Origin of the sequence: Cardinium endosymbiont of Sogatella furcifera, from assembly GCF_003351905.1 — a bacterium.
Classification (GTDB): domain Bacteria; phylum Bacteroidota; class Bacteroidia; order Cytophagales; family Amoebophilaceae; genus Cardinium.
The window spans coordinates 463048-483860 of sequence record NZ_CP022339.1; the positions used below are offsets into that span (position 1 = coordinate 463048).

Genomic DNA, 20813 nt, shown 5'->3' on the forward strand with positions numbered 1-20813 from the left:
ATGCGTGAAAACAGCTATAAACCCATTAAAAAGATAACTTTATTTGGTCAGTTAGAAAAGAAGTTACGTTTAAATGGCACCTCTTTAAATACCCCTTACTATTTATCTCGTTTGTTTTATCTTTTCTTTTTGGGGCTGTTCTACATCTGGAATGCACATTATCATGAAAAAATGTTACATAAGGTCCATCAGCTTCAGCCCATCGTAGGTGGCCTTCGCGTAAAACATATGCGCTTACAATCCAGCTATATGTTTGATCGTAAACAATCAGAAGTAGCTAAAAAGGTGGCCCCATTAGCCATTTATGAAAGTAAAGTGCCCCCTTATACCATCAAAGCCAATAAGAAGAGTGACCCTTACTAAGGCTATTTTGTTACGTGCCAGAATAATTTTTCTTTGTGCGCTATGTTTTGTACTCCTTATTACCTGGAAAATAGTCCACTTGCAGTTTGTAGAAGTAGATAAATGGCGGAACTGTGCCAAAACTGCCCAGTTGGCCTATAGGCCTATTGTGGCATCCAGAGGTAATATTTATGCCCATGATGGTGCCTTATTGGCTACATCCCTTCCTTTTTATAGGGTTGCTTTAGATCCTGTTGTCGCTTCAGATGCCTGTTTTAAAGCAGGCATAGATCCACTTAGTCGAGCATTATCTGATTTTTATCAAGATAACCCTCCTGCATACTACAAGCAACGGATTATAGATGCGCGTGCGAAAAAACGGAATTATCTGTTGTTGCATAAAGGGTTCATTACCTATGCAGACAAGAAAAAAATGAGCCATTGGCCGATTTTTAATCAAGGTAGGTTTAGGGGAGGGGTGATTTTTGAAGCACAGTATAAACGTTACAATCCCTTTAGAGAGTTGGCTAGACGTACGATTGGTGTGCATAGGGAAACACATGGATCTGGTTTGGAATATGCTTTTAACAAAGTGTTAAAAGGCGTAGATGGTAAGGCCCTGTATCAGAAGGTCGTCGGTGGCAATTGGAAAAAGGTTCCGGAGAGTACCACAGTAGCGCCTATACATGGGTCTGATTTGGTTACTACATTAGATATCAATCTACAGGATGTAGCCCAAAGTAGTTTGCTGTCCGTTCTTGAGCAGACAGAGGCACAAAATGGTTGCGCTATTGTCATGGAAGTAGCTACGGGCGCCATTAAAGCAATGGCTAATTTATCTCGCACGGAATCTGGGCAATATATAGAATCTTACAATTATGCTATTGGTAGTTCCGTTGAGCCAGGTTCTATTTTTAAACTGGCTTCTATGTTGGCTTTATTAGAAGAAACAGAATGGCCCCTTACGCAGCTGGTAGATACGGGGGATGGTGCAGTGCAATTCTATAATAGATGGATGAAAGATGTAAAAAAAGGAGGGTATGGGTTGCTTACCTTGCAAGGAGTATTTGAGAAATCTTCTAATGTAGGTATCTCCATAGCCATTCAAGAAGCATTTGGTACAAACCCTCAAAAGTTTATTGATTACATGGAAGCATTGGGCATGCACCAACCCTTAGGGATTGAGTTAGCTGGAGAAGGCAAGCCATATATGATCACGCCAAAAAGTAAAATGTGGAGTGGTGTAACGCTGCCATGGCTTTCTATTGGTTACAATTTACAGGTTACACCGCTGCAGATGTTGGTACTGTATAATGCTGTAGCCAATAATGGCAGGATGGTTAAGCCGATTTTTGTACAGCGCATACAATCAGCTAATGGGGTAGTGAAAAGTTTTCCGACTACTGTTTTAAAAGAAAAAATTTGCTCAGATAAAACGTTGCGTAAACTAAAGACGATGTTAGAAGGCACGGTAGAAAGAGGCTTGGCGCAACGCATTAAACATGGATTTTATAAAATAGCCGGCAAAACAGGTACGGCCCAAAAGTTGATCAATGGGAAGTATACAGACCATCATCTGACTTCATTTGCTGGTTACTTTCCAGCGGATCATCCCCGTTACAGCTGTATCATTGTGGTAGACAGTCCACAAGGCGAAAGCTTTCGATTTGGTGCAGAAGTACCGGCACCTATATTTAAAGATATTGTGGATAGAATAGCCGGTAAAGATTTGCATGCAAGAAAACCAATTAATAGACCTTTTTCAAATCCTACTACTGAGGCGCAATGGGTAGGCGCAGCGCAGTCGGCAGCCTACTTAGGTCTGTTTGGGCTGCATCAGTCGACCCCGAAGTGGCCACTGGTAATCGAGTTTCCCAAGCAATGTAGTGAAGGAGTACATCCAATAGCGCTTTCTAATGTGGGTAGTGTCGATGAATTGACCTTTTTATATCGATGGTTGCAGCTGCCTATACCTGGAAATGTAAGCCAAGAAGTAAGCTGGGGAAGGCTAACGGTCCGTTCTACTGAAAGCATATTCCAGCCATGTAAGCGCCCGTCTTCAGTGCCGAGTGTATTGCATATGAAGCTACGTGATGCACTCTTTGTATTGGAAAAAAATGGCTTACAGGTTACCATAGAGGGCAACATACATGGAGTGGTATCCCAACAATTTAAAACAACTTCTAACCAGATTACTATTTTATTAAAGTGATGATAAAAAGCCTTCAACAACTGTTAGCAGGCATACCTGTAAAAAAGGTATTGGGTCCAACTAATCTACCTATACACACCCTTTGTTTTGATAGCCGTAAAGTAGTAGTTGGTGTTTGTTTTGTTGCCATAAATGGTAGCCAAGTAGATGGACATCTTTATATAGAAATGGCTATCGCAGCAGGTAGCCATGCGATTGTATGTGAGCGCCTACCTCAATCCATTCAGGCAGCGGTCACCTATATAGTGGTTGCCTCTACGCCTCATGCACTGGGGATGATGGCTGCCAACTTTTATGACCATCCTAGCAAAAAGCTAAAAGTAGTAGCGGTGACCGGTACAAATGGCAAAACGACCGTTGTGCACCTATTGTATAATATGGCAACCAAGATGGGCTACAAGGCGGGTATGCTTTCTACTATTTACAATAAAGTACTAGATCAGACCTATCCAGCTAGCCATACCACGCCAGATGCATTGCAGTTACAGTCGTTTTTACATCTTATGGTAGCAGCGGGTTGCAGCTATTGTTTTATCGAAGCAAGTTCACATGCCATCGTTCAAGAAAGACTGGCAGGTATAGATTTTACAGGTGCTATATTTACCAATATCACCCACGACCATTTGGACTACCATCCTGACTTTTTACACTATATTCAGGCTAAAAAAAAGCTATTTGATGGCTTGCCTCCTACCGCTTTTGCCTTGATGAACCAGCAAGATAGGAATAGTTCCATTCTGGTTCAGAATTGTAAGGCTAAAAGGTTCACTTTTTCTCTGCAAGATGCTGCGGATTTTAGAGCAAAAATAGTTGCCAATACACTGGATGGGTTAGAGTTAGAGATAGGCCATCAATCGGTTTGGTTCCAGTTGATGGGTGCATTCAATGCCAGTAACCTATTGGCTGCTTATGGCACTGCCCAGCTATTGGGCTTGAGTAGCTGGGAGAGTTTGGTAGCGCTTTCCGCTATTCCTCCTATTCTAGGTAGAATGAATAGGGTTTCACAACAGGTTATTATAGATTATGCCCATACACCAGATGCCATTCAAAAGGTAATCGTTGCATTGCGTGCCATGCTTCCTGTTGGCACTAGGCTGATCACCATTATGGGGTGTGGAGGCAATCGTGACCAACAAAAACGGGCTATGATTGGCAAGATTCTCTCTGAAAATAGTGACATCGCTATATTCACCAGCGATAATCCAAGAGATGAAGATCCACAAGAAATTATTCATGCTATGCAACAAGGTGTTGCTCCAGCTGCCAAAGTACTCCATATAATAAACAGGGCGATGGCTATTCGAACAGCTTGCTACATCGCGCATCCAAACGATCTTATTTTAATAGCAGGGAAAGGTCATCAATATTATGAAGAAATCCAAGGGGTCCAACACTTCTTTTGTGAAGCACAAATTGTCCAGGAAATCTTAGGCGAATAGCTATAGTTGTATGCTAGAAGTTATGGCTTTTTGTTGACCCTCTTGTGTGTGCGTTTCAATAAATGGTTGACGCGCTCAGTCAATACCTCCAAGTTCTTATGGATTTGCTCGAGATGCGCATGATTTAATTGCTGATCGATCTGCTCCTGTTTGGCATGATTACCTTCAATAAAACTAGCAAGATTGACTTTAGCTATAAGCAGCCGCATCGCTTCTATGCCTGCTTCTTTTACAACTTTGTTTCGCTCTATACCCTGGTGTAGGTTAGAACTATAAAGAGATATGATGTCACCAAAGTTAGTTATTAGATCAATTATGCCAAAACTATAAGCAATGTTATAGAATAGTTGCAGACTACCGATTAACTGCTTATTAAGTTTGGATGTATCTAGTGTAGATGTAGTGCTATATTCAATCTTACCAATTATCTTATGAAGTGTATCCAACCTTTTTGTAAGAGGCTTCAAAATATCTTTTTCTAGTTTTGTGAAAATTTTTATAGGATTATAGCCATCCTTAGACGGCTTATAGGTCATGGCCTTTTTTAGTTCACTATTATAATAGTTTTCATAATCCTCAGTATACGATCTATTGTAGATATCTGTAATAGTTGTACAAGCTTTTTTATATTGTGCTTCAGCTTCCTCGATACTCATTTTACCTTGCGCCAGACTAGTATTAAGTGCATGGAATAGGAACAATCCAACTATTTTACCCCAGTAAGGTAAAAGGTCTTGATCTAAGTAACTGAATACGCTATCCGAAAATTCTTGGGGATCCGTGTTGTGTAGATGCTTAGGGGCATATACTTGCTTTTTGCAGCAAGATTTATGCGTCATTTTATTTCCTTTTTTGTCTTGGATAGGTTCTTCTTCGACCCACATGGTTGCAACCTTGCGCATGGTCTTTTCTGTAAAATCGTTAGCAGTTTGAGCAAGCGTATCCGGTGACATACATGGATGATTACGCAGGTCTGCTAAACGCTTAGAAGCATTTTCTTGCCACAACTTTAAACAAAAAATACCGGGCAACGTACTAGAAGTATATTGAAGGTTTTGAAGCTTGGTGGCCATTTTGTTATCAATTCCAGTAGCATCAATAATGTGCGATATCTTATATCGCATAAGAGGGAGTTGTCCTTGGCTATATTCCTTCTGATGCATGTGAAAGGTATAATCCATTTTAGCAATATTATCACTAATATAATCAGCTATATGCTGCTTAATGTATGCACAACATTGATGAAAATTTTTAACAAGTGTAGCTACTTGTTTCGAGGTAATGTCAATCAAACAGGGCTGTTCATAAGCCAGTTGACCTACCGTCATTTTTTTAGGTAGATTACCCATCATATAATTTTCTAACTGGTAATTGCATCCAACAGATCCTACTAATAGACTGACCCATATAATAAAACGATAGGAATCATTTGTTTTTATAACAAAAATTAAGATAATATAAACTTCTTTTTCACATAGACATATTATAGTATAAAAATTTTATTACAAAATCAAGTTTTAAAAAAAGTTATCTATATACACATATAAATTTGTATTTAATAGAATAAAAAAATTATATGTTTGTACTTCTAAATACATTTTAGAAACCATTGGATGGTTTTTTCTATTTATACCACGCGGCTACTATTGCATACTTCTTAAAAAGCTATCTCTATGCCAGAAAGGTTAAAACACGATGGGCTAGTAAAAAAGATCCTTTCAGATCCAATAGCTGCTCAGGAGTTTCTGGACCATTATTTACCAGAATCTTGTAAATCATTGTTAGATCTAAACACGATTAAAGTAGAGAAAGAGTCTTATGTAGAGGATAATTTAAAGCAAAAATTCAGTGATTTAGTATGCTCTATCAAGATGAAGAATAGTCAGAAAGCATTCATCTACACGTTAATAGAGGCCGAGGTCAGCCCTAAGTATTGGACGGCATTTAAGTTATGGAAATATATGTTTCTATTACTTGAAAGACATAAAACAAAAGATAAATCGAAACTACCACCAATAATTCCAATCGTCGTATATCACGGTAATCAACCTTTTAGTGTACCAAGAAATCTATGGGAGTTATTCAGCCACCCAGCTCTTGCTAAAGAATTTATGGGAGGTGATTACCAATTAGTAGACTTATATGCTATGCCAGATGACCAAATCAAGAAAAAGGAACATTTGGGGATGCTTGAATATTTTATGAAGTATGTACACATGCGCGATATACTTAAATTATGGAGTGAATTTTTAGAAAGCTTTAAATCATCTATTCTACTAGATAAGGAAAAAGGTTATATTTATATAAGGAATTTTTTATGGTATACGGATCGTAAATTACCAGAAAATAAGTATCCAGATTTAGAAAAAATTATAAGGGGACACCTTCCTCAAGAAGATCAAGAAGATATTATGAGAACTATAGCACAAAAATATAGGGACGAAGGTATCCAAATAGGGCAAGAAAAAGGGAAACTAGAGGGAGAAAAAGAGAAAGCTATTTCCATAGCTAAGGCTATGATTGTAAAAGGTTACCCTATCGAGGATATTATGCTCCTTACTGGTTTATCTCATGCGCATATCCAAAGCCTTTTATAGAGTACCTAAGTAATACTCAGCCCATGGCGTCAACTTAAGGGTATTTATAAACTTTTTAAACTTTCATAGTAGGTGTCTATCAGCAGATGTTGATGGCTACTGGCTACAGCAAGCTGATCACAACGTTCATTCTCATAGTGGCCAGCATGGCCTTTAACCCAACAAAAATGAACAAGATGTTTTTGGTAGACTGCCCAAAAACGCTTCCATAGATCCGGATTCTTTTTATTTTTAAAATCTATTTTTAACCAATTTTGTAGCCATCCTTTTTCTATGGCGTTGATGACGTATTTGGAATCAGAATAGATCGTAACCGATTGGTTGGGTTGTTTTAGGGCTTCTAAGCCTATGATAACGGCTAATAGCTCCATTCGGTTGTTGGTGGTTGTCCTATAACCTTGGGAGCGTTCTTCTGTATGGCTATTGTGTTTTAAAATAATGCCATAGCCACCTGGACCTGGGTTACCTCTAGCCGATCCATCTGTATAGATATGAATCATCTAAGCAAAAATAAATGTAAGCACTAAACCGTTTTAAAACTTAAAGTCGATACCCGTTATATCCCAGTTTTCTATCACATTGATTTCTTTTTCGTAAAAGATTACTGGATTGGGCTCAATGTTTTTAAGAATGTCCCCAGGAGACCACTCCTCCTCTCCTGTGTTCAGCACCAATAGGCGCATACTATAAGACCCAGGTGGAATCATTGTAAATTGATAGCTTTTTTTATCCCGAATGGAAGCAATGCATTCATATTTCTGGTTCAGTAATTCAATAATAAAATGGGGCGTAGTGGTCTCTATACTGCCTGAAATCGTTCCGGTTTCTTCTTTTTTTCTAAGTAGATAGGTTTGGTTAATCTTTGTGTGGGTAGTTTGATCAAATGCAGTGCAAGCACCCGGTTCTATATGTAGGGTAACCATCTGTTGTATTGTTTTGATTTTGTCATCTTTTGCTTCCGTTTGCGTAACAAACTGCATGATCTCTTCTGGTGTAAAATGTTTCCGTATGGTAAGTTTGGTTTGATTTTCGTTCCATCTCCATTCGTCCTGCTTGAGTGGAATTTTCTCTTGATACTTGCATTCAAAATAAACTAAATCCTCTTTGAAGCCTTTAATCGGTTTGCTAAATAAGATGGATGCTGTAAAATCAGGCAGTATAGAAGGCAGTGCCTGTGGTGATAGGCTGTAGCTTAGCTGGGTAGGGTCTATTTTCCCTTCCTTGAAGCGAATAGCTATAGTTTCTTCTAATGCCCTATGCATAGCATCCTTAGCCATCAGCTTAACCTTGAAAGTATCGCCTTCCAGGAGGCCAAACGTGTTGTATATAGTGATTACGTTAGGGGATTGTTCTGAAACAAAGCTATAGATCTGTGGTTTGCCCTTTGTGCCTACATTTTGTAGGGGTATGAGTTGATAGCGTGTGATGGGTTTGTTCAAGATAATCTCAAACAATCCTTTTTGGGGTGTGCTACGTAGTAATTTTAAATCACGCACGTCAGCTGTTATAAGTGGAAGCACAATATCCTCTTTCGATTCGTTTAAATCAATAGGATCCTTAAAGAATCCATATTTATCCTTTTCATAATCAATTTTATAGGTATTGCTTTTACCAGTAGTAGCCCGTAGGTAGTATTTCCCTAAGCGTATGCAACCTATGGCAAAGTTACCATCTTTATCAGCTGTAGTGTAATAATCGGGTGTACCTGCTTGTTGCCATTCTTGGGGGTCTCGTTCAGCACTATACAGGTAGACGCTCACATCGCTTACGGGTCTGTTGGTTAGTAATTCTTTTATGCTTCCCTTCATGGTAATTGGATCTATAAAAGAACCTGTACTAAAAGTTAAGATCTTCGCTGTTGCCTTGGTGCCTTCATGTGTATCTTTAACTGCTTTACTAAAGTGAATGGAATAAGTAGTATCCTCTTTGAGGGGGGCATTGAGTTTAAGCTGTAGCGTTTTTCCATTTACGCTATAGCTGTAAGGCTGTTTATTTTTTGATTCCGTTAACTTGGGCATGAACAGCAAGTTATGGTGAGGGTTTTCCACATCAATATCCTTACTAAAGGTAAATCGGATGGTTTTTCCCTTAAAATTTAAGGCACCATCTTCTGGAAAAGAACGTACGAGTACGGGTGGGGTCTCATCAGGAGGGCCCCCTTCTGGATCCTGTACCGCAACACAGGAAATAATAGGTAGAAGCAATAGATAGCTGAAATGAACCAGCTGTAAAACCAGGAATCTAAGTATCATGAAGGTGTGGGCTTTAGCTAGTAACCTTCTTTCAAAACGCTATGCGCCAAGCCAGCTCCAAAAGAAGTCTAGTGGAGAATGGGGGATTCGAACCCCCGACCTTCTCGATGCCATCGAGACACTCTAGCCAACTGAGCTAATCCCCCTAAGCATAAACATCATACAACGATACCAATATTTCTTAAATAAATCAAATTTAATCTACTTTTTTAACTGTAGCAGACCTCTTCTGAAGCCTGTTTTACCCATAGCTTTCACAAGCGGGCTAGTAGTGATTTTATACTAGTGTTGGTATGTAAATAGTCTGCTATTGCTGCAATAGGCATGCGGTGTTGTGCCATAGAATCCCGTTCCCGTACGGTAACGGTTTCATCTTCTAATGTCTGGTAGTCAATGGTAATACAGTAAGGTGTGCCGATAAGATCTTGCCTGGTATAGCGTTTGCCAATGGATGGTGTCTCTTCGTAAATAAGCGGGCAATCATATTTAAGTTGATGAAACAGTGCAAGCGCTTTTTCGGCTAAGCCATCCTTTTTGACCAATGGAAAAATGGCTGCTTTAATAGGTGCCAATGGCGGTGGAAGCTTTAAATAGGTTCTGGTTGCATCTGTTGGGTGGCGCGTTTTGACTAAACCATTACTTAACAACATTAAAACCAATCGGTCAAGTCCTACCGAAGTCTCTATCACATAGGGTATGTAACTCCTTTGCCAATCAGGGTCAAAGTATTGTAGTTTCTTTTTGGCATAATCCGCATGGCTCCTTAGGTCAAAGTCTGTTCTGGAATGAATCCCCTCTACTTCTTTAAAGCCAAATGGAAAGGCATATTCGATATCCACTGCAGCCGTTGCATAATGCGCCAGTTGCTTATGGGGATGTAGGTTAATCTGTTCTGGGTTGATGCCTAAGCTGCTGTACCAGGCGGTACGGGTTGTTTGCCAATAGTCGAACCATTTTGTTTCTGTGCCAGGTTGGATAAAAAATTGCATTTCCATTTGTTCAAACTCGCGCATACGGAAGGTAAATTGACGGGCTACAATTTCATTCCGAAAGGCTTTCCCTATTTGGGCAATCCCAAAAGGGATCTTCATACGTGCTGTTTTTTGTACATTCAAAAAATTGACAAAAATACCTTGTGCCGTTTCTGGCCGCAGATAAAGCGTGGTTGCGTCATCTTGTGCACCCACTTGTGTGGAAAACATAAGATTAAACTGGCGCACAGGGGTCCAATTTACCGTCTTAGATAGCGGACATGGAATAGCAAATGTTTGCAACAGTTGATCTAACCCGGGTAGGTTACCCGTCTCTAAATAAGCCTCCATCTCGCTCATTAAAGCTTTGGCTTGCGCAGGTTGCCCTTGGGCCGCCCATTGCATGGCATATTCCTCTACAAGCGTATCAACCCGATACCGCTTTTTGGAATCCTTGTTGTCTACCATTGGGTCGGTAAATCCATCTATATGACCAGAAGCCTGCCAGGTAGTAGGGTGCATCATAATGGCCGCATCAATCCCCACAATGTTTGGATGAAGTTGGGTCATGCTTTGCCACCAAAAGTTTTGCAGATTGCGTTTGAGTGCTACGCCATAGGGACCATAATCATAAATAGATTGTAAACCATCATATATTTCGCTAGATGGGTAGATAAAACCATAGGCTTGCGCATGTGCAATCAATGCTTTAAACCTATGATTGGGGTGATCTAAAGCAGCATCCGTAGTAGCCATCTATCTGTTTGGTTAGGGTTTAAAGTTTTAAACCGCTTGCGAGCGGTCTATTGTAGCAACTTACCTTGTAAAGTAGGCGTTTTTGATGGCCTGAGCTGTTGTAGCCCAAAGCTAATCATTTTTTTAAATAAATTTAAATAGAAAATGTATGCTACAAAATAGCATGGTGCGTGTTTGGTTTATAACAACCAAGTAGATATTTTACTCAGTTATAGCTTTGATACAAATCACAACACTAGAAAAGCAAATCTTTTTTATATCAGATTTGCATCTACCCCTTCGGTCCAGTGGTGTAGCGCGTTCTTCCCATCTAGAGGATAAAGTCTTAGATTGGCTCGACTACATAAAGCCACGTACCCAAGCGCTATTTTTATTAGGAGATATCTTTGACTTTTGGTTTGAGTATACCTACCTTGTGCCTAGAGGTGCCATTCGATTCCAAGTTAAGCTTTGGGAGTTTACGCAAGCAGAGATACCAGTTTATTTCTTTTTAGGGAACCATGATGGTTGGTCCATAGATTATTTAACGCAAGAATGCGGTGTGCAGCTGTTTAGAGAACCAGCATCCATTACCATTGCCAATAAGCGGTTTTTCGTTGGGCATGGCGATACCATCCACCCTACTATGTGTTATACCCTATTGCGTAAGCTATATCATAGTGCGTGGCTCCAAGCTTTTGTGCGGGCTTTGCCGCCTAATTGGGTATATGGCGGGGTAGACCGTTATCTTAGCAAAAAAAAATGTGATAACGTTTCTTTTTGTCCCCAAAAAGACCGTATATTTGACTATTGTAAGGATAAAATAGAACCTTTTAATCACCACGAATTTTATATATTTGGTCATACACATTGTCCGTATATAAAAGCGTTCAACCATTCAAGCACTTATTGTAATCTGGGCACTTGGATCACAAATTATACATATGCTTGTTTTGATGGTATAACCCTTTCGTTGCTTAAGTTTTAAGACTACAACGCTATAGGTTATAGGGTTTGGTACTCTTATATTAAAAAACTTTAATAGATTTCTTTCGAAATGCGTTTAGGTTAAAGCCTAACGCATCAATTTGTTAGGTATAATTACATGGGAATCCGGAGTTATTTTTACATAGATATTGCGGTCGATCTAGGAACGGCTAATACGTTAATCATACACAACGATAAAATTGTTGTAGACGAACCATCTATTATCGCCATAGACCGGAACACAAATAAGATGATAGCAGTGGGGAAAGCTGCCATGCAAATGCATGAAAAAACCCATGATACGATCAAAACCATTAAACCGCTCAGAGATGGTGTTATTGCAGATTACCATGCAGCAGAGCTGATGATTCAAGGAATGATCAAGATGCTATCTAAAAAAAAGTTGTCTTTTTTTTTCCCATTCTTTAATAGAATCATCATCTGTATTCCATCTGGTACCACTGATGTGGAGAAGCGGGCGGTCCGGGATTCTGCTGCCCATACCGGTGCCAAAGAAGTCTATATGATTTATGAGCCTATTGCAGCTGCTATAGGCATAGGCGTTAAGATTGGAGAGCCTAATGGCTGTATGATTGTAGACATTGGGGGAGGCACCACAGAAATAGCGGTGATATCCTTATCTGGCATTGCATGTGATCAATCTATTAAAGTGGCAGGTAATGCTTTTAACAAAGATATATTGGACTACATGCGCAAGCAGCATAACTTAGTGATTGGAGAGCGTACGGCAGAGCAAATTAAAATAGCCATAGGAGCGGTTTGGATGGATTTAGCCGAGCCACCGGAGGATTATGCGGTACATGGCAAAGACCTTATGACCGGTATTCCAAAGATTATATCGGTCAGCTACAGGGAAATAGCCGTTGCTTTAGAGGAATCGGCTGTAAAGATTGATGAGGCAGTCCTCAAAGCACTAGAAATGGCACCACCTGAGTTGGCTTCTGATATATATAAAAATGGCATTCATTTAACAGGGGGCGGTGCCTTGTTGCGTGGTTTGGATAAGCGTTTGCATAACATCACGAAGCTTCCAGTCCATGTTGCAGCAGAACCCCTGCAAGCAGTGGTACGGGGTACGGGTACGGCATTAAAGGATATAGAGACCTATCGCAGTGTACTGATGAATTAATCGTAAGGGCCTGTTTTTACCAGTTTAATGCTTTAGTCTATGATCTGCTTGCATCTTCCTTTTGTAATCGTGGGGGCTTTTTTGGTGTTAACCCTAGTGGTGGGGATTGCTTTTAGTAGGCAGGATACTACCTTCCGGGAATATGCAGTAGGGCATAAACAATTTGCAACGGCTACTTTGGTGGCTACGGTACTGGCTACCTATTATAGTGGAGGAGGGTTGATACGCAATGTGCAGTATAGTTATAAATCGGGTCTTTACTGGATTATACTTGCTCTATTTATAAATAGTTTTAGTAGATGGATTCTTAGTCGGTTGATGGTATGTATGCGGCCATTTATGCATAACCTCTCTATTGCCGAGACGATGGGTAATGTATATGGTAGATATCCAAGGATGATTACAGCATTGGTGGCTGTTGGTAGGTCTATTGTGTGCATTACTATGCAGATTATTGCCATGGTGCACGCGGTTAGCATTTGTGTAGCGTTAGATGGTTTTAGCGCGCGTATGGTAACCATTTGTGCGGCCTTGATTCTTATTTCCTATTCTGTTTTTGGGGGCATTCGTGCCGTTACTATTACAGATATCCTACAGTTTATAACCTTTACCCTTATTATTCCATTTTTGGCTTGGCTGATGTTTAGGCAAACAGGTAAGTCTATGGTGGACATCGTTGCTTTTTTAGGAACACAAGAACGCTTTCAACTGAGTAGTCTATGCCATTTTGATACGAAACGTTTGGATATGGTTGCAATGGCACTATGTGTGCTCGTGCCTGATCTAGGGGCGCCTGAAATTATGCAAAGGGTCTATATGGCTGCTGATCCTCATCAAGCAAAAACAACCTTTTTATATGTCAGTTTGTTTAGTTTTTTGATTACTGGTTTTATACTGCTCATTGGCTTATTTATTTTTGTAGGTGGGGGAGGCGCGTTACAAAGCACAGATGTTTGGTATTATGTAACTACACATGTGCCACCCCTTTTTAAGGGGGCGTTTTGTATCAGTTTACTCGCTATGGCTATGTCTACAGCCGATTCTTGCTTAAACGCTTGTGCTGTTATCGTTAGCCATGACATTTGGGCACCTCTACAAAAGCCACAAACAATGGATGATTTGCGTAAGCTTAAAATAGCTAGATGGGCGACCCTAATTATAGGCCTATCCAGTATGTTTTTGGCTTTTTATTGCCAGGATCTATTCGCGCTGCTCATGCTCGGTTTTGCTTTTTCGCTTCCAGTCATAACTGCTCCCGCTTTGTTAGCTATTTTGGGCTTTAGGGGTACATCGCGTACAGCTTTAATAGGTATGGCCACGGGCGCAATGGCTATGGTAGTTTGGAATAAATGGGTACAGGCTAAAACAGGTATAGATGGTACCTTTGTGTGTATGTTAGCCAATGGCCTAGCCATGATGGCTGCGCATTATCTATTCAAGCAGCCGGAAGGTGCAGGTTGGAGTCGATAAGGGATCTATACAAATAGCGTACTAGCTATAACGCTACACTGCCCATTTGTATGCTGCTTGATGGATGCATAAGGTGGTTTGCACTTCCCCCTTGTTTGATTTTTAGTGGGAAATCCTTACCATGTTTTAAAGGTATTGTTGCTATTAGTTTACTAGCAATGGCTATGTCAACAGCCGATTCTGAATTGAATTCGTGTTCTATTATGGTGAGCCATGATATGTTGGAAAGTATACGAGGTGTAAAAGCAGATCCTTATCGGCATCAACTTCTTCTAGCTAAGTTAACAACACTAGTAGTTGGCCTATTGGCTATGATCGTAGCTTTTTGTTGTAAGGACCTGTTGAAATTAATGTTTTGGACACTAGATCTAGACGTTATAGTAGTTGCCCCATTTATTTTAATTGTTTTTGGTTTCCGTGGCACTTCTCGTACTGCTTTATTAGGGATGGCTACAGGTGCGTTAGCTATTTTATCTTGGAATAAGTGGGTTAAGTCTATAATAGAGGTAAATGGTGCTTTTATTTGTATGCTGATCAATATACTAGCTATGCTGGCTGCTCATTATCTATTCAAGCAGCCGAAAGGTACCGGTTGGGTTAAGCCAGATAATGATTTTCTACAAATTCAACAAGAAAATAGCCGTAAAAAGGCAGAACGCAAAGAAAGGATTAAAAATGCTTGGATCAATAGAAAAGATACTTTAGTTAAGCTAATACCGAGTCATGCGGTGCTAATATTTATAGGATTTTATGTTATCATCAGTAATTTTATGACTTATTGTATAACCCATATCATGGATCACAATTACTGGCTGATACTCCAATTCTTAGTAGGTTTTTGTTTTTTAGGATATGGGACATTTTTCTCAGCAAAGATTCAACCTATTCCAGGTTGGGTGGTTGGTCTATTTTTTATCATAGGCCTAGCTTTTTGCCTGCCTATCAATGTACTTTGGCACTGGTGGCACCGCACTAATCTTTTCTTAACCTTAGGTCTATCCCTAACGCATTTGTTGGTAACCTTGTTGGTACTACCTTTATATCTTGGTGTAAGTTTTTTAATGGCCACTCTGTTAATCGCCACATTCCTTAGTTCAATCTATTGTACAAATCCATTCGTTCTAGTGCTATCGTCATCAACTATTGCATTGCTATTGTTACTTTGTTTGGGCTTAGGCTTACTTATTTTTGGCATCTTTGTCTACCTAAAAGCCAAAACGCAGCGTTCCTATGACCAAATAACTTACCTAAAACGTAGAGAGGAGCTTAAAGAAGCACGCAAGTTAAAATCATGCCTATATAACGCATCGCTGGTTCCATCTAATAGTGATACTTCCTCTAGTTCTAAAGGTTATGGATTTATTTTAAACCAGGTAGTTGGTAAGATTGAGGAATCTATCTCCTTCTTAGATAGTAATGTTCCCCTTTACAAGCAAGACTTCCAAAGTATTATCAATAAATTTTACGATTGGATTACCTATTTTAATAGAAAAGAAAGATATAAAAATCATGCCCTACTGCAGCCTACTAAAATTACCTTCGATAGGCTGATTCGTAAGGTGGAAGTGGCATTATCCCAAGAAGTAGATGATCCACCTAGAATATTGGTAGAAAAAATAAACGATTCTAATGGAACCCTATCTGCCTATATTGTATGCGATATGAATCAAATCGTCTATCTACTTGCTCAGGCTATTCTACGCGTTGGTAATCTAGAGCACGCTAGTACAAAAATTGTTCGTATCCAACTACATGCTACTTCTTTGCAATTTGCACAAGCTGATCCTATTGATAACAGTTATCCTACTTGTATGGATTTTTTAGCTACTGGTTTGGTTATAAGTCACTCTGCTGCTTCTGCTCAGTACCTTCCTAAGGTCAAGGAGGTCTATTATGATTTAATAGATGGTATGTGTACGCGAGGTCAACAGGAAGCGCCTCCATCAATAGATCTTCAGATGCAAACTATATCCACTATTATTGGGGCACACTATGGATATTTGGAAGCTTCTACTGATCGTAAGCAACTCAGTATACTACTGGTACTGCCTAATGATGTCACAGCCATTCGTGATAAGATGACTGCTAAACTGCCTATAGATGCCTTAACCTCAGAATCTCCTGTTACGCCTAAAGAACAAGCCGATTCAATGATGGTATTAATGAAATTCCATGACTATGTCTGTAAAACTTCTTATCAAAAAGACGCTATTGATATAAAGACCATTTCTAGTTTGCTTTTATTATTGCACCAACATTTTGGCTTTAAACGGCATGCTTCAGGCCAATTGTTTTATGTACGTTCGGTGGGGATCGCTGAATACGTGGTAGAATGGGCTTTTCATTCTCCTAAGGTGATTTATGCCGCTTTGCTCTATGAATTGGTACGTTATACCTGTTTACCGCTTTCTTATATTAAAGCACATTATAATTTAGGGGTTTATGCTTTTGTATTGAATGTGGTTGGTATAGATAAACGGCAAGCCTTAGATCATCCTTCCTTATTGTATGTACAGAATCGTTTGAAGGAGGCAATCAAGGAAGATCATGTGCAGCTCTCTGTTCTTTTTATTAAATTGGCCGAACGGCTCTATGACCTGCGTCATGCCTCAGGCTATATACATCTATCAGAAGTAGTGCATATGGCCCAAGAGACCTTAGCCATAGATGTGCAAATAGCCAATACCTACTTGGGTCCAGAGATCGGATTGGCACTAGCGCAAGCTGCTAAACAGGCACTAGCGGAGTATAAACGTAAAGAGAAAACGCAACATAAACAAAAGGATCAAGATAGATAGCCCATTTTGTAGGGATTGATTTTTGGTTACTTCCTTATCAAGGAAAAAGTAGAAATAAAAATGCCTTACGAAGCAATGGCGTGAATAGATAGCTATTTGTTACTGTTTCGATACACCTGGTTCTAATGATTCCGTTCTCTTTCCAAGCCTATTGCTCGGCTATATGGAGTGAGGTACAATTTCATTGTTAACCAGTTACTCTCTTCTTAGCTAAATTCCATTTGTAGCTTGCTTTATCTATTTCCAATAGGTATCTCGTCCACTGTGTTGCTTCTATTTAGGTGGAGACAAGATTTGCTGACAAAGCGCTTCCATTTCCGGTATCCAGTTCACCATATTGTTTTGTTTAGCCCAAGGGATATAAAATGTTACCGTTTCCTGCGCAACTTTTAGTTGAGCTGTGTATTTACGTGCAGATAAAGTTCTTAGGTTATGCAACCTATCCGCTAATTTGATTTGCATCACACGGATATCCTTACATTGATGTAATGCCAGATGCCTTTCCGATCGATCTAGTTTCCGTCGATAACCCTGTGTGGTGTAATGCGTCACCATACCCACGATATGAGCTATTTCTGATCCATATAATAGTTCTATTTGATCTAGGGTAACAGCTGTATCCTCTACGGTGTCGTGCAATAAGGCCGCTAAAAGCGTTGTGGGGTTTTGGGTCACCTCTAAGGTAAGTTTCGTGACGGCCATCGGATGCGTGTAATAAGGATCACCTGATTGACGAGTAGCTATCCCATGGGCTTGCTTGATAAAAGCAAGCGTTTGCTCTATTTTTTCTTGTGTTAATGTGGTTTCTTTCACCAACAAATGGATTAGTTCCTTTTCTTGCGCTAGGCTTTCAACTGTTTCTGCTACTTCTTGGAATAAGTCTTCCATGTGGTGCCTTTTTAAGCGCATGACTTTTTTACCACATAAAGGTAATACATAAAGGAAAGTCAAGTTTTCTGCTGTCTCTGTTATTGCTGTATATCCGCCATGGGCTTGTATTATTTGCCTGCTTTCTACTTGATACAAACTATGTGTCTCTTTAGGTAAATAAGCTGCAATCACTTCATCGGTCATTACATAAGTAGGTAGCAGATTGGGCGTAGCTGTATCTGTAGAAATACAAAAAGCCAGTGCAGGGAGTAGGGGAGGGCTGAGTGGTTTGATGTTGTCTATAGCTAACTGGTTATCTTTATGGGCATGGTACGCCAATAAGGTATCTGCTATCGTTAGGGTAATGATATGGTTTGTCGCCTGTTTGCTTTGGCAAATTTCCCAAAAATTTATAGTGAAACATCGCTCAATAAGCGCAGATGCGGCTAATATATGGGTCGCTTTAGTTTGTTTTCTTACTAGTAATTGAAGCGGTTTGGATAGGTCACGAACCGTTTCATACGCTTTAAAGATCGCTGCGTCGATATCTACTTGTTGTAAAGATTGGGGATCCAAAGTCAGCGTGCGTTCTTCTTTCGCTCTCTGTAATAAGATGCGGCTCAAGGCGTAGAGCTTCTGTTTTTGTGCATCTACACATTCAATATCAGGCTCTAGTGTATCAGCTATTTCTTGTAGTATTTTGCCATTATAGGTAGGATCTAAACGATTCCAGTTGGCTTGGTTATGCATGGATGTTAAGATAATACTCCTTTCGTAGTTTCTGGTTAGTTCAATAATTTGACATTTTAGTTGGATTTTGCGTCTTGCATAGTGATAGGTTAGACAACTGATCAGGGAAACGCATGTGATGGTTACGGCGCTTACCCATTCTAGTGTAGTAACTGCTCTATCTAACCAGATGACCTGAAGCGGTAAACCAGCTATCATCCACCTATTGATAGCCAGTACTATCGCCAACATCATAAGCACTATAGGTAAGGGCAGTAATAGGCTACTTAAAGCAATATTGGCGATGATGAGTGCACAGGATATAGGGGCAAAATGACTGAGTGTAGCAAATGTAAAAGCTGAAACAAATAAAACTATATAAAGTAAGATAGGCCATAGTCCATCTAAAAAAGCATGGCTCCCTTTGTGATAGTTATGCCAAGCAGGATAGAAAGTAATTAATGTGCCTATAGCCATAATGGCTATATACCAATAGATATACAGGTACAGATAGGTTTTTTGTATATACAAAAGGGATATAGAACTATAGATAATCAGGTAAATACCAAATGCAATAAAAGTAGAAGTATGCTTAGGGAAGATGCTAGACCAATAATATTTTGTAAAAATAGATTGGATATATTTTATTTTTCTTAACCACCAACGCTTAATTTCTTGATTTTGTAGTTGTACGGGACTATCATCTAAAATATTTACCCAACCTGTGTGTGCCCTTTTAGGTAGGAGGTAGTGTAAGATGAACAATATAAAAGTATTTGTTATCACAGATTTAAATATGTCATGTTGCTCTATAACTTCTCCTTTTATAAAGATGGTATAGGCGGTTAGTGTGGTATTAAGCCCCATAGTGCATAAGACCGTAGCCGCACGAGGTCTAAACCCAAAGCAAGCTATAATAAATGGAACGGTAATAGCAGAAGTATAAAATAATGCTGCTTTGTTTAGAAGTTGGATAATGCTTGTCGTATAAAGCGCAGTGATCAGACTCAATAGGCCTATGGTTGCAGCGGTAATACGTGCTGTTTTAAGAGATGCTTTACGAAGTGCGCTAAATTTTTTAAATAAGAAAGGAAATAGGTCATTGGTACATAAAACAGATGCAATATGTAAGTCAGAGTCAGCAGTGGACATTAATAAAGCAATAATGGATGATACCAGAAACCCTTTGATACCCAGAAAGTAATCGAGGTCTATAATATAGTCTATGACCTGTTGCCCTGGAGGTAGGATGTGCCCACCTATATGTAGCATAATGGCAACCATACAGGCTAGTATAGAAAATAGGATACGTATGGCCGCAGTATTGCAAAAGACCTTGGTGGCATGTTGCACGGAGGTAGACATATACATACGTTGAATAAGTGATGGATTAATGGGAAATAACATTAAAGTTGCATAACTGCTTAGGGTCTGGCCAATATTATGCCATGTAAAGACCTTTATGGGATTAAACTTTGGTATTTGTATTAATGCTTTCCACGCATCCCATGGATGTGAGGTGTGGTATAGAAGGACAAGAATAATAACTGGCAGACAAATGAAAAACAAAAAAAACTGGTATACATCTGTAAATGTTACCGACTTAGCGCCTCCAAATGAGGCATAAACAATCACAATACAAGATAAAATGATTCCCCATAGCATAGACCCATTTTTTATGGTAGGGAAGACAATAGGTGCTATACTTAAACCTACTTTAAACTGAATGGCCACGATCGCAATGGCCATAAGTACGCCAAAAAGTGCTGTAATGATGCGAATAGCTTGGCCATACAACATACCCATTGATTCAGCTATAGAAAGATGGCCTATAAAGGATTTCATTCTGACAATCATCAGGCGAGCAGTTATATAAAAACCTATAGGAAAAACTAAATCCCTCATTAATGTGTACAAGCCCTTATGATAGTGGGCATTTAGCCTAGTAGTTAAAAACCCACCTCCATAAACAGTAGCTATTAAAGAAGCCGTTAGCACAAACGTAGACATCTGTCTATTCCCTACCGCGTAGTCTTTAAAGGTCGTAACCCCTTTGCTACCATATAGCCCAACAGCCAGTATGGTCGTCAAGCATACCGTTATAATGATCCAATCAACATACATGGTTTCTACCTAATATTATGTTTGCGCAATAAATTTTATTAGCCTAATTACCTTTTGACTTTGAATAATATAAGTATTATAACTTTTTTCTGTAAAATATAAAGTATATTGTAGCTACACATTTAGTAGCGTTTTAT

Annotated in this window: 13 protein-coding genes and 1 tRNA gene; 8 read left to right on the top strand and 6 right to left on the bottom strand. The window is 39.5% G+C overall.

The window, feature by feature from the left end:
* The 3 genes from CE557_RS02015 to CE557_RS02025 are packed head-to-tail and all read left to right on the top strand — an operon-like array spanning position 1 to position 3993.
* On the top strand, positions 1-363 hold the full coding sequence (locus tag CE557_RS02015; RefSeq protein ID WP_114909950.1) for an FtsL-like putative cell division protein: 363 nt from the start codon (positions 1-3) through the stop codon (positions 361-363).
* Positions 350-2554, top strand: a complete 2205-nt coding sequence (locus CE557_RS02020; protein ID WP_162789949.1) for a penicillin-binding transpeptidase domain-containing protein — start codon at positions 350-352, stop codon at positions 2552-2554. Before CE557_RS02015 ends, CE557_RS02020 begins: the two co-directional genes overlap by 14 nt.
* Positions 2554-3993 carry a UDP-N-acetylmuramoyl-L-alanyl-D-glutamate--2,6-diaminopimelate ligase gene (locus CE557_RS02025; RefSeq protein WP_223245916.1) on the top strand — a complete coding sequence of 480 codons (1440 nt, stop codon included), beginning with the start codon at positions 2554-2556 and terminating at the stop codon, positions 3991-3993. Before CE557_RS02020 ends, CE557_RS02025 begins: the two co-directional genes overlap by 1 nt.
* A 20-nt stretch (positions 3994-4013) precedes the next feature.
* Here the strand turns inward: CE557_RS02025 and CE557_RS02030 are convergent, their stop codons facing one another.
* On the bottom strand, positions 4014-5345 hold the full coding sequence (locus CE557_RS02030) for a hypothetical protein (RefSeq protein WP_162789950.1): 1332 nt from the start codon (positions 5343-5345) through the stop codon (positions 4014-4016).
* Between the two features lie 321 nt (positions 5346-5666).
* Between CE557_RS02030 and CE557_RS02035 the strand changes: the two genes are divergently transcribed.
* Entirely contained in the window at positions 5667-6590 is a 924-nt protein-coding gene (locus CE557_RS02035; protein ID WP_114909953.1) for an Rpn family recombination-promoting nuclease/putative transposase, read from the top strand.
* 44 nt (positions 6591-6634) lie between these two features.
* On the opposite strand, the gene rnhA is transcribed toward CE557_RS02035, so the two are convergent.
* The 4 genes from rnhA to CE557_RS02055 form a co-directional block, all read right to left on the bottom strand.
* Positions 6635-7090, bottom strand: coding sequence for a ribonuclease HI (gene rnhA / locus CE557_RS02040; RefSeq protein ID WP_114909954.1), 456 nt, complete (start codon positions 7088-7090; stop codon positions 6635-6637).
* Positions 7091-7123: 33 nt separating this feature from the next.
* Entirely contained in the window at positions 7124-8842 is a 1719-nt protein-coding gene (locus tag CE557_RS02045) for an Ig-like domain-containing domain (RefSeq protein ID WP_114909955.1), read from the bottom strand.
* A 72-nt stretch (positions 8843-8914) separates the two neighbouring features.
* Positions 8915-8988 (bottom strand) — tRNA-Ala (locus CE557_RS02050).
* A gap of 108 nt (positions 8989-9096) precedes the next feature.
* Positions 9097-10569, bottom strand: a complete 1473-nt coding sequence (locus CE557_RS02055; protein WP_114909956.1) for a glycine--tRNA ligase — start codon at positions 10567-10569, stop codon at positions 9097-9099.
* A gap of 217 nt (positions 10570-10786) precedes the next feature.
* Between CE557_RS02055 and CE557_RS02060 the strand changes: the two genes are divergently transcribed.
* From CE557_RS02060 to CE557_RS02075, 4 genes are all read left to right on the top strand, one after another.
* Positions 10787-11536, top strand: a complete 750-nt coding sequence (locus CE557_RS02060) for a UDP-2,3-diacylglucosamine diphosphatase (protein WP_162789951.1) — start codon at positions 10787-10789, stop codon at positions 11534-11536.
* Between the two features lie 117 nt (positions 11537-11653).
* On the top strand, positions 11654-12685 hold the full coding sequence (locus CE557_RS02065) for a rod shape-determining protein (protein ID WP_114909958.1): 1032 nt from the start codon (positions 11654-11656) through the stop codon (positions 12683-12685).
* A 39-nt stretch (positions 12686-12724) separates the two neighbouring features.
* Positions 12725-14155, top strand: a complete 1431-nt coding sequence (locus CE557_RS02070) for a sodium:solute symporter family protein (protein WP_114909959.1) — start codon at positions 12725-12727, stop codon at positions 14153-14155.
* Positions 14156-14205: 50 nt separating this feature from the next.
* On the top strand, positions 14206-16953 hold the full coding sequence (locus CE557_RS02075) for a sodium:solute symporter family transporter (RefSeq protein WP_114909960.1): 2748 nt from the start codon (positions 14206-14208) through the stop codon (positions 16951-16953).
* A 273-nt stretch (positions 16954-17226) separates the two neighbouring features.
* Here CE557_RS02075 and CE557_RS02080 read toward each other — a convergent pair whose 3' ends face one another.
* A complete protein-coding gene (locus CE557_RS02080; protein ID WP_114909961.1) occupies positions 17227-20676 on the bottom strand; it encodes a sodium:solute symporter family protein in 3450 nt (1149 codons plus the stop codon).
* Positions 20677-20813 lie beyond the last annotated feature (137 nt).

What these genes read in the sequence shown, in the direction of transcription:
- CE557_RS02075 (WP_114909960.1), top strand. Translation starts at nt 14,206, where the DNA reads ATGCTGCTTGATGGATGCATAAGGTGGTTTGCACTTCCCCCTTGTTTG.
- CE557_RS02015 (WP_114909950.1), top strand. Translation starts at nt 1, where the DNA reads ATGCGTGAAAACAGCTATAAACCCATTAAAAAGATAACTTTATTTGGT.
- CE557_RS02070 (WP_114909959.1), top strand. Translation starts at nt 12,725, where the DNA reads ATGATCTGCTTGCATCTTCCTTTTGTAATCGTGGGGGCTTTTTTGGTG.
- CE557_RS02065 (WP_114909958.1), top strand. Translation starts at nt 11,654, where the DNA reads ATGGGAATCCGGAGTTATTTTTACATAGATATTGCGGTCGATCTAGGA.
- rnhA (WP_114909954.1), bottom strand. Translation starts at nt 7,090, where the DNA reads ATGATTCATATCTATACAGATGGATCGGCTAGAGGTAACCCAGGTCCA.
- CE557_RS02045 (WP_114909955.1), bottom strand. Translation starts at nt 8,842, where the DNA reads ATGATACTTAGATTCCTGGTTTTACAGCTGGTTCATTTCAGCTATCTA.
- CE557_RS02080 (WP_114909961.1), bottom strand. Translation starts at nt 20,676, where the DNA reads ATGTATGTTGATTGGATCATTATAACGGTATGCTTGACGACCATACTG.
- CE557_RS02025 (WP_223245916.1), top strand. Translation starts at nt 2,554, where the DNA reads ATGATAAAAAGCCTTCAACAACTGTTAGCAGGCATACCTGTAAAAAAG.
- CE557_RS02035 (WP_114909953.1), top strand. Translation starts at nt 5,667, where the DNA reads ATGCCAGAAAGGTTAAAACACGATGGGCTAGTAAAAAAGATCCTTTCA.
- CE557_RS02055 (WP_114909956.1), bottom strand. Translation starts at nt 10,569, where the DNA reads ATGGCTACTACGGATGCTGCTTTAGATCACCCCAATCATAGGTTTAAA.
- CE557_RS02030 (WP_162789950.1), bottom strand. Translation starts at nt 5,345, where the DNA reads ATGATGGGTAATCTACCTAAAAAAATGACGGTAGGTCAACTGGCTTAT.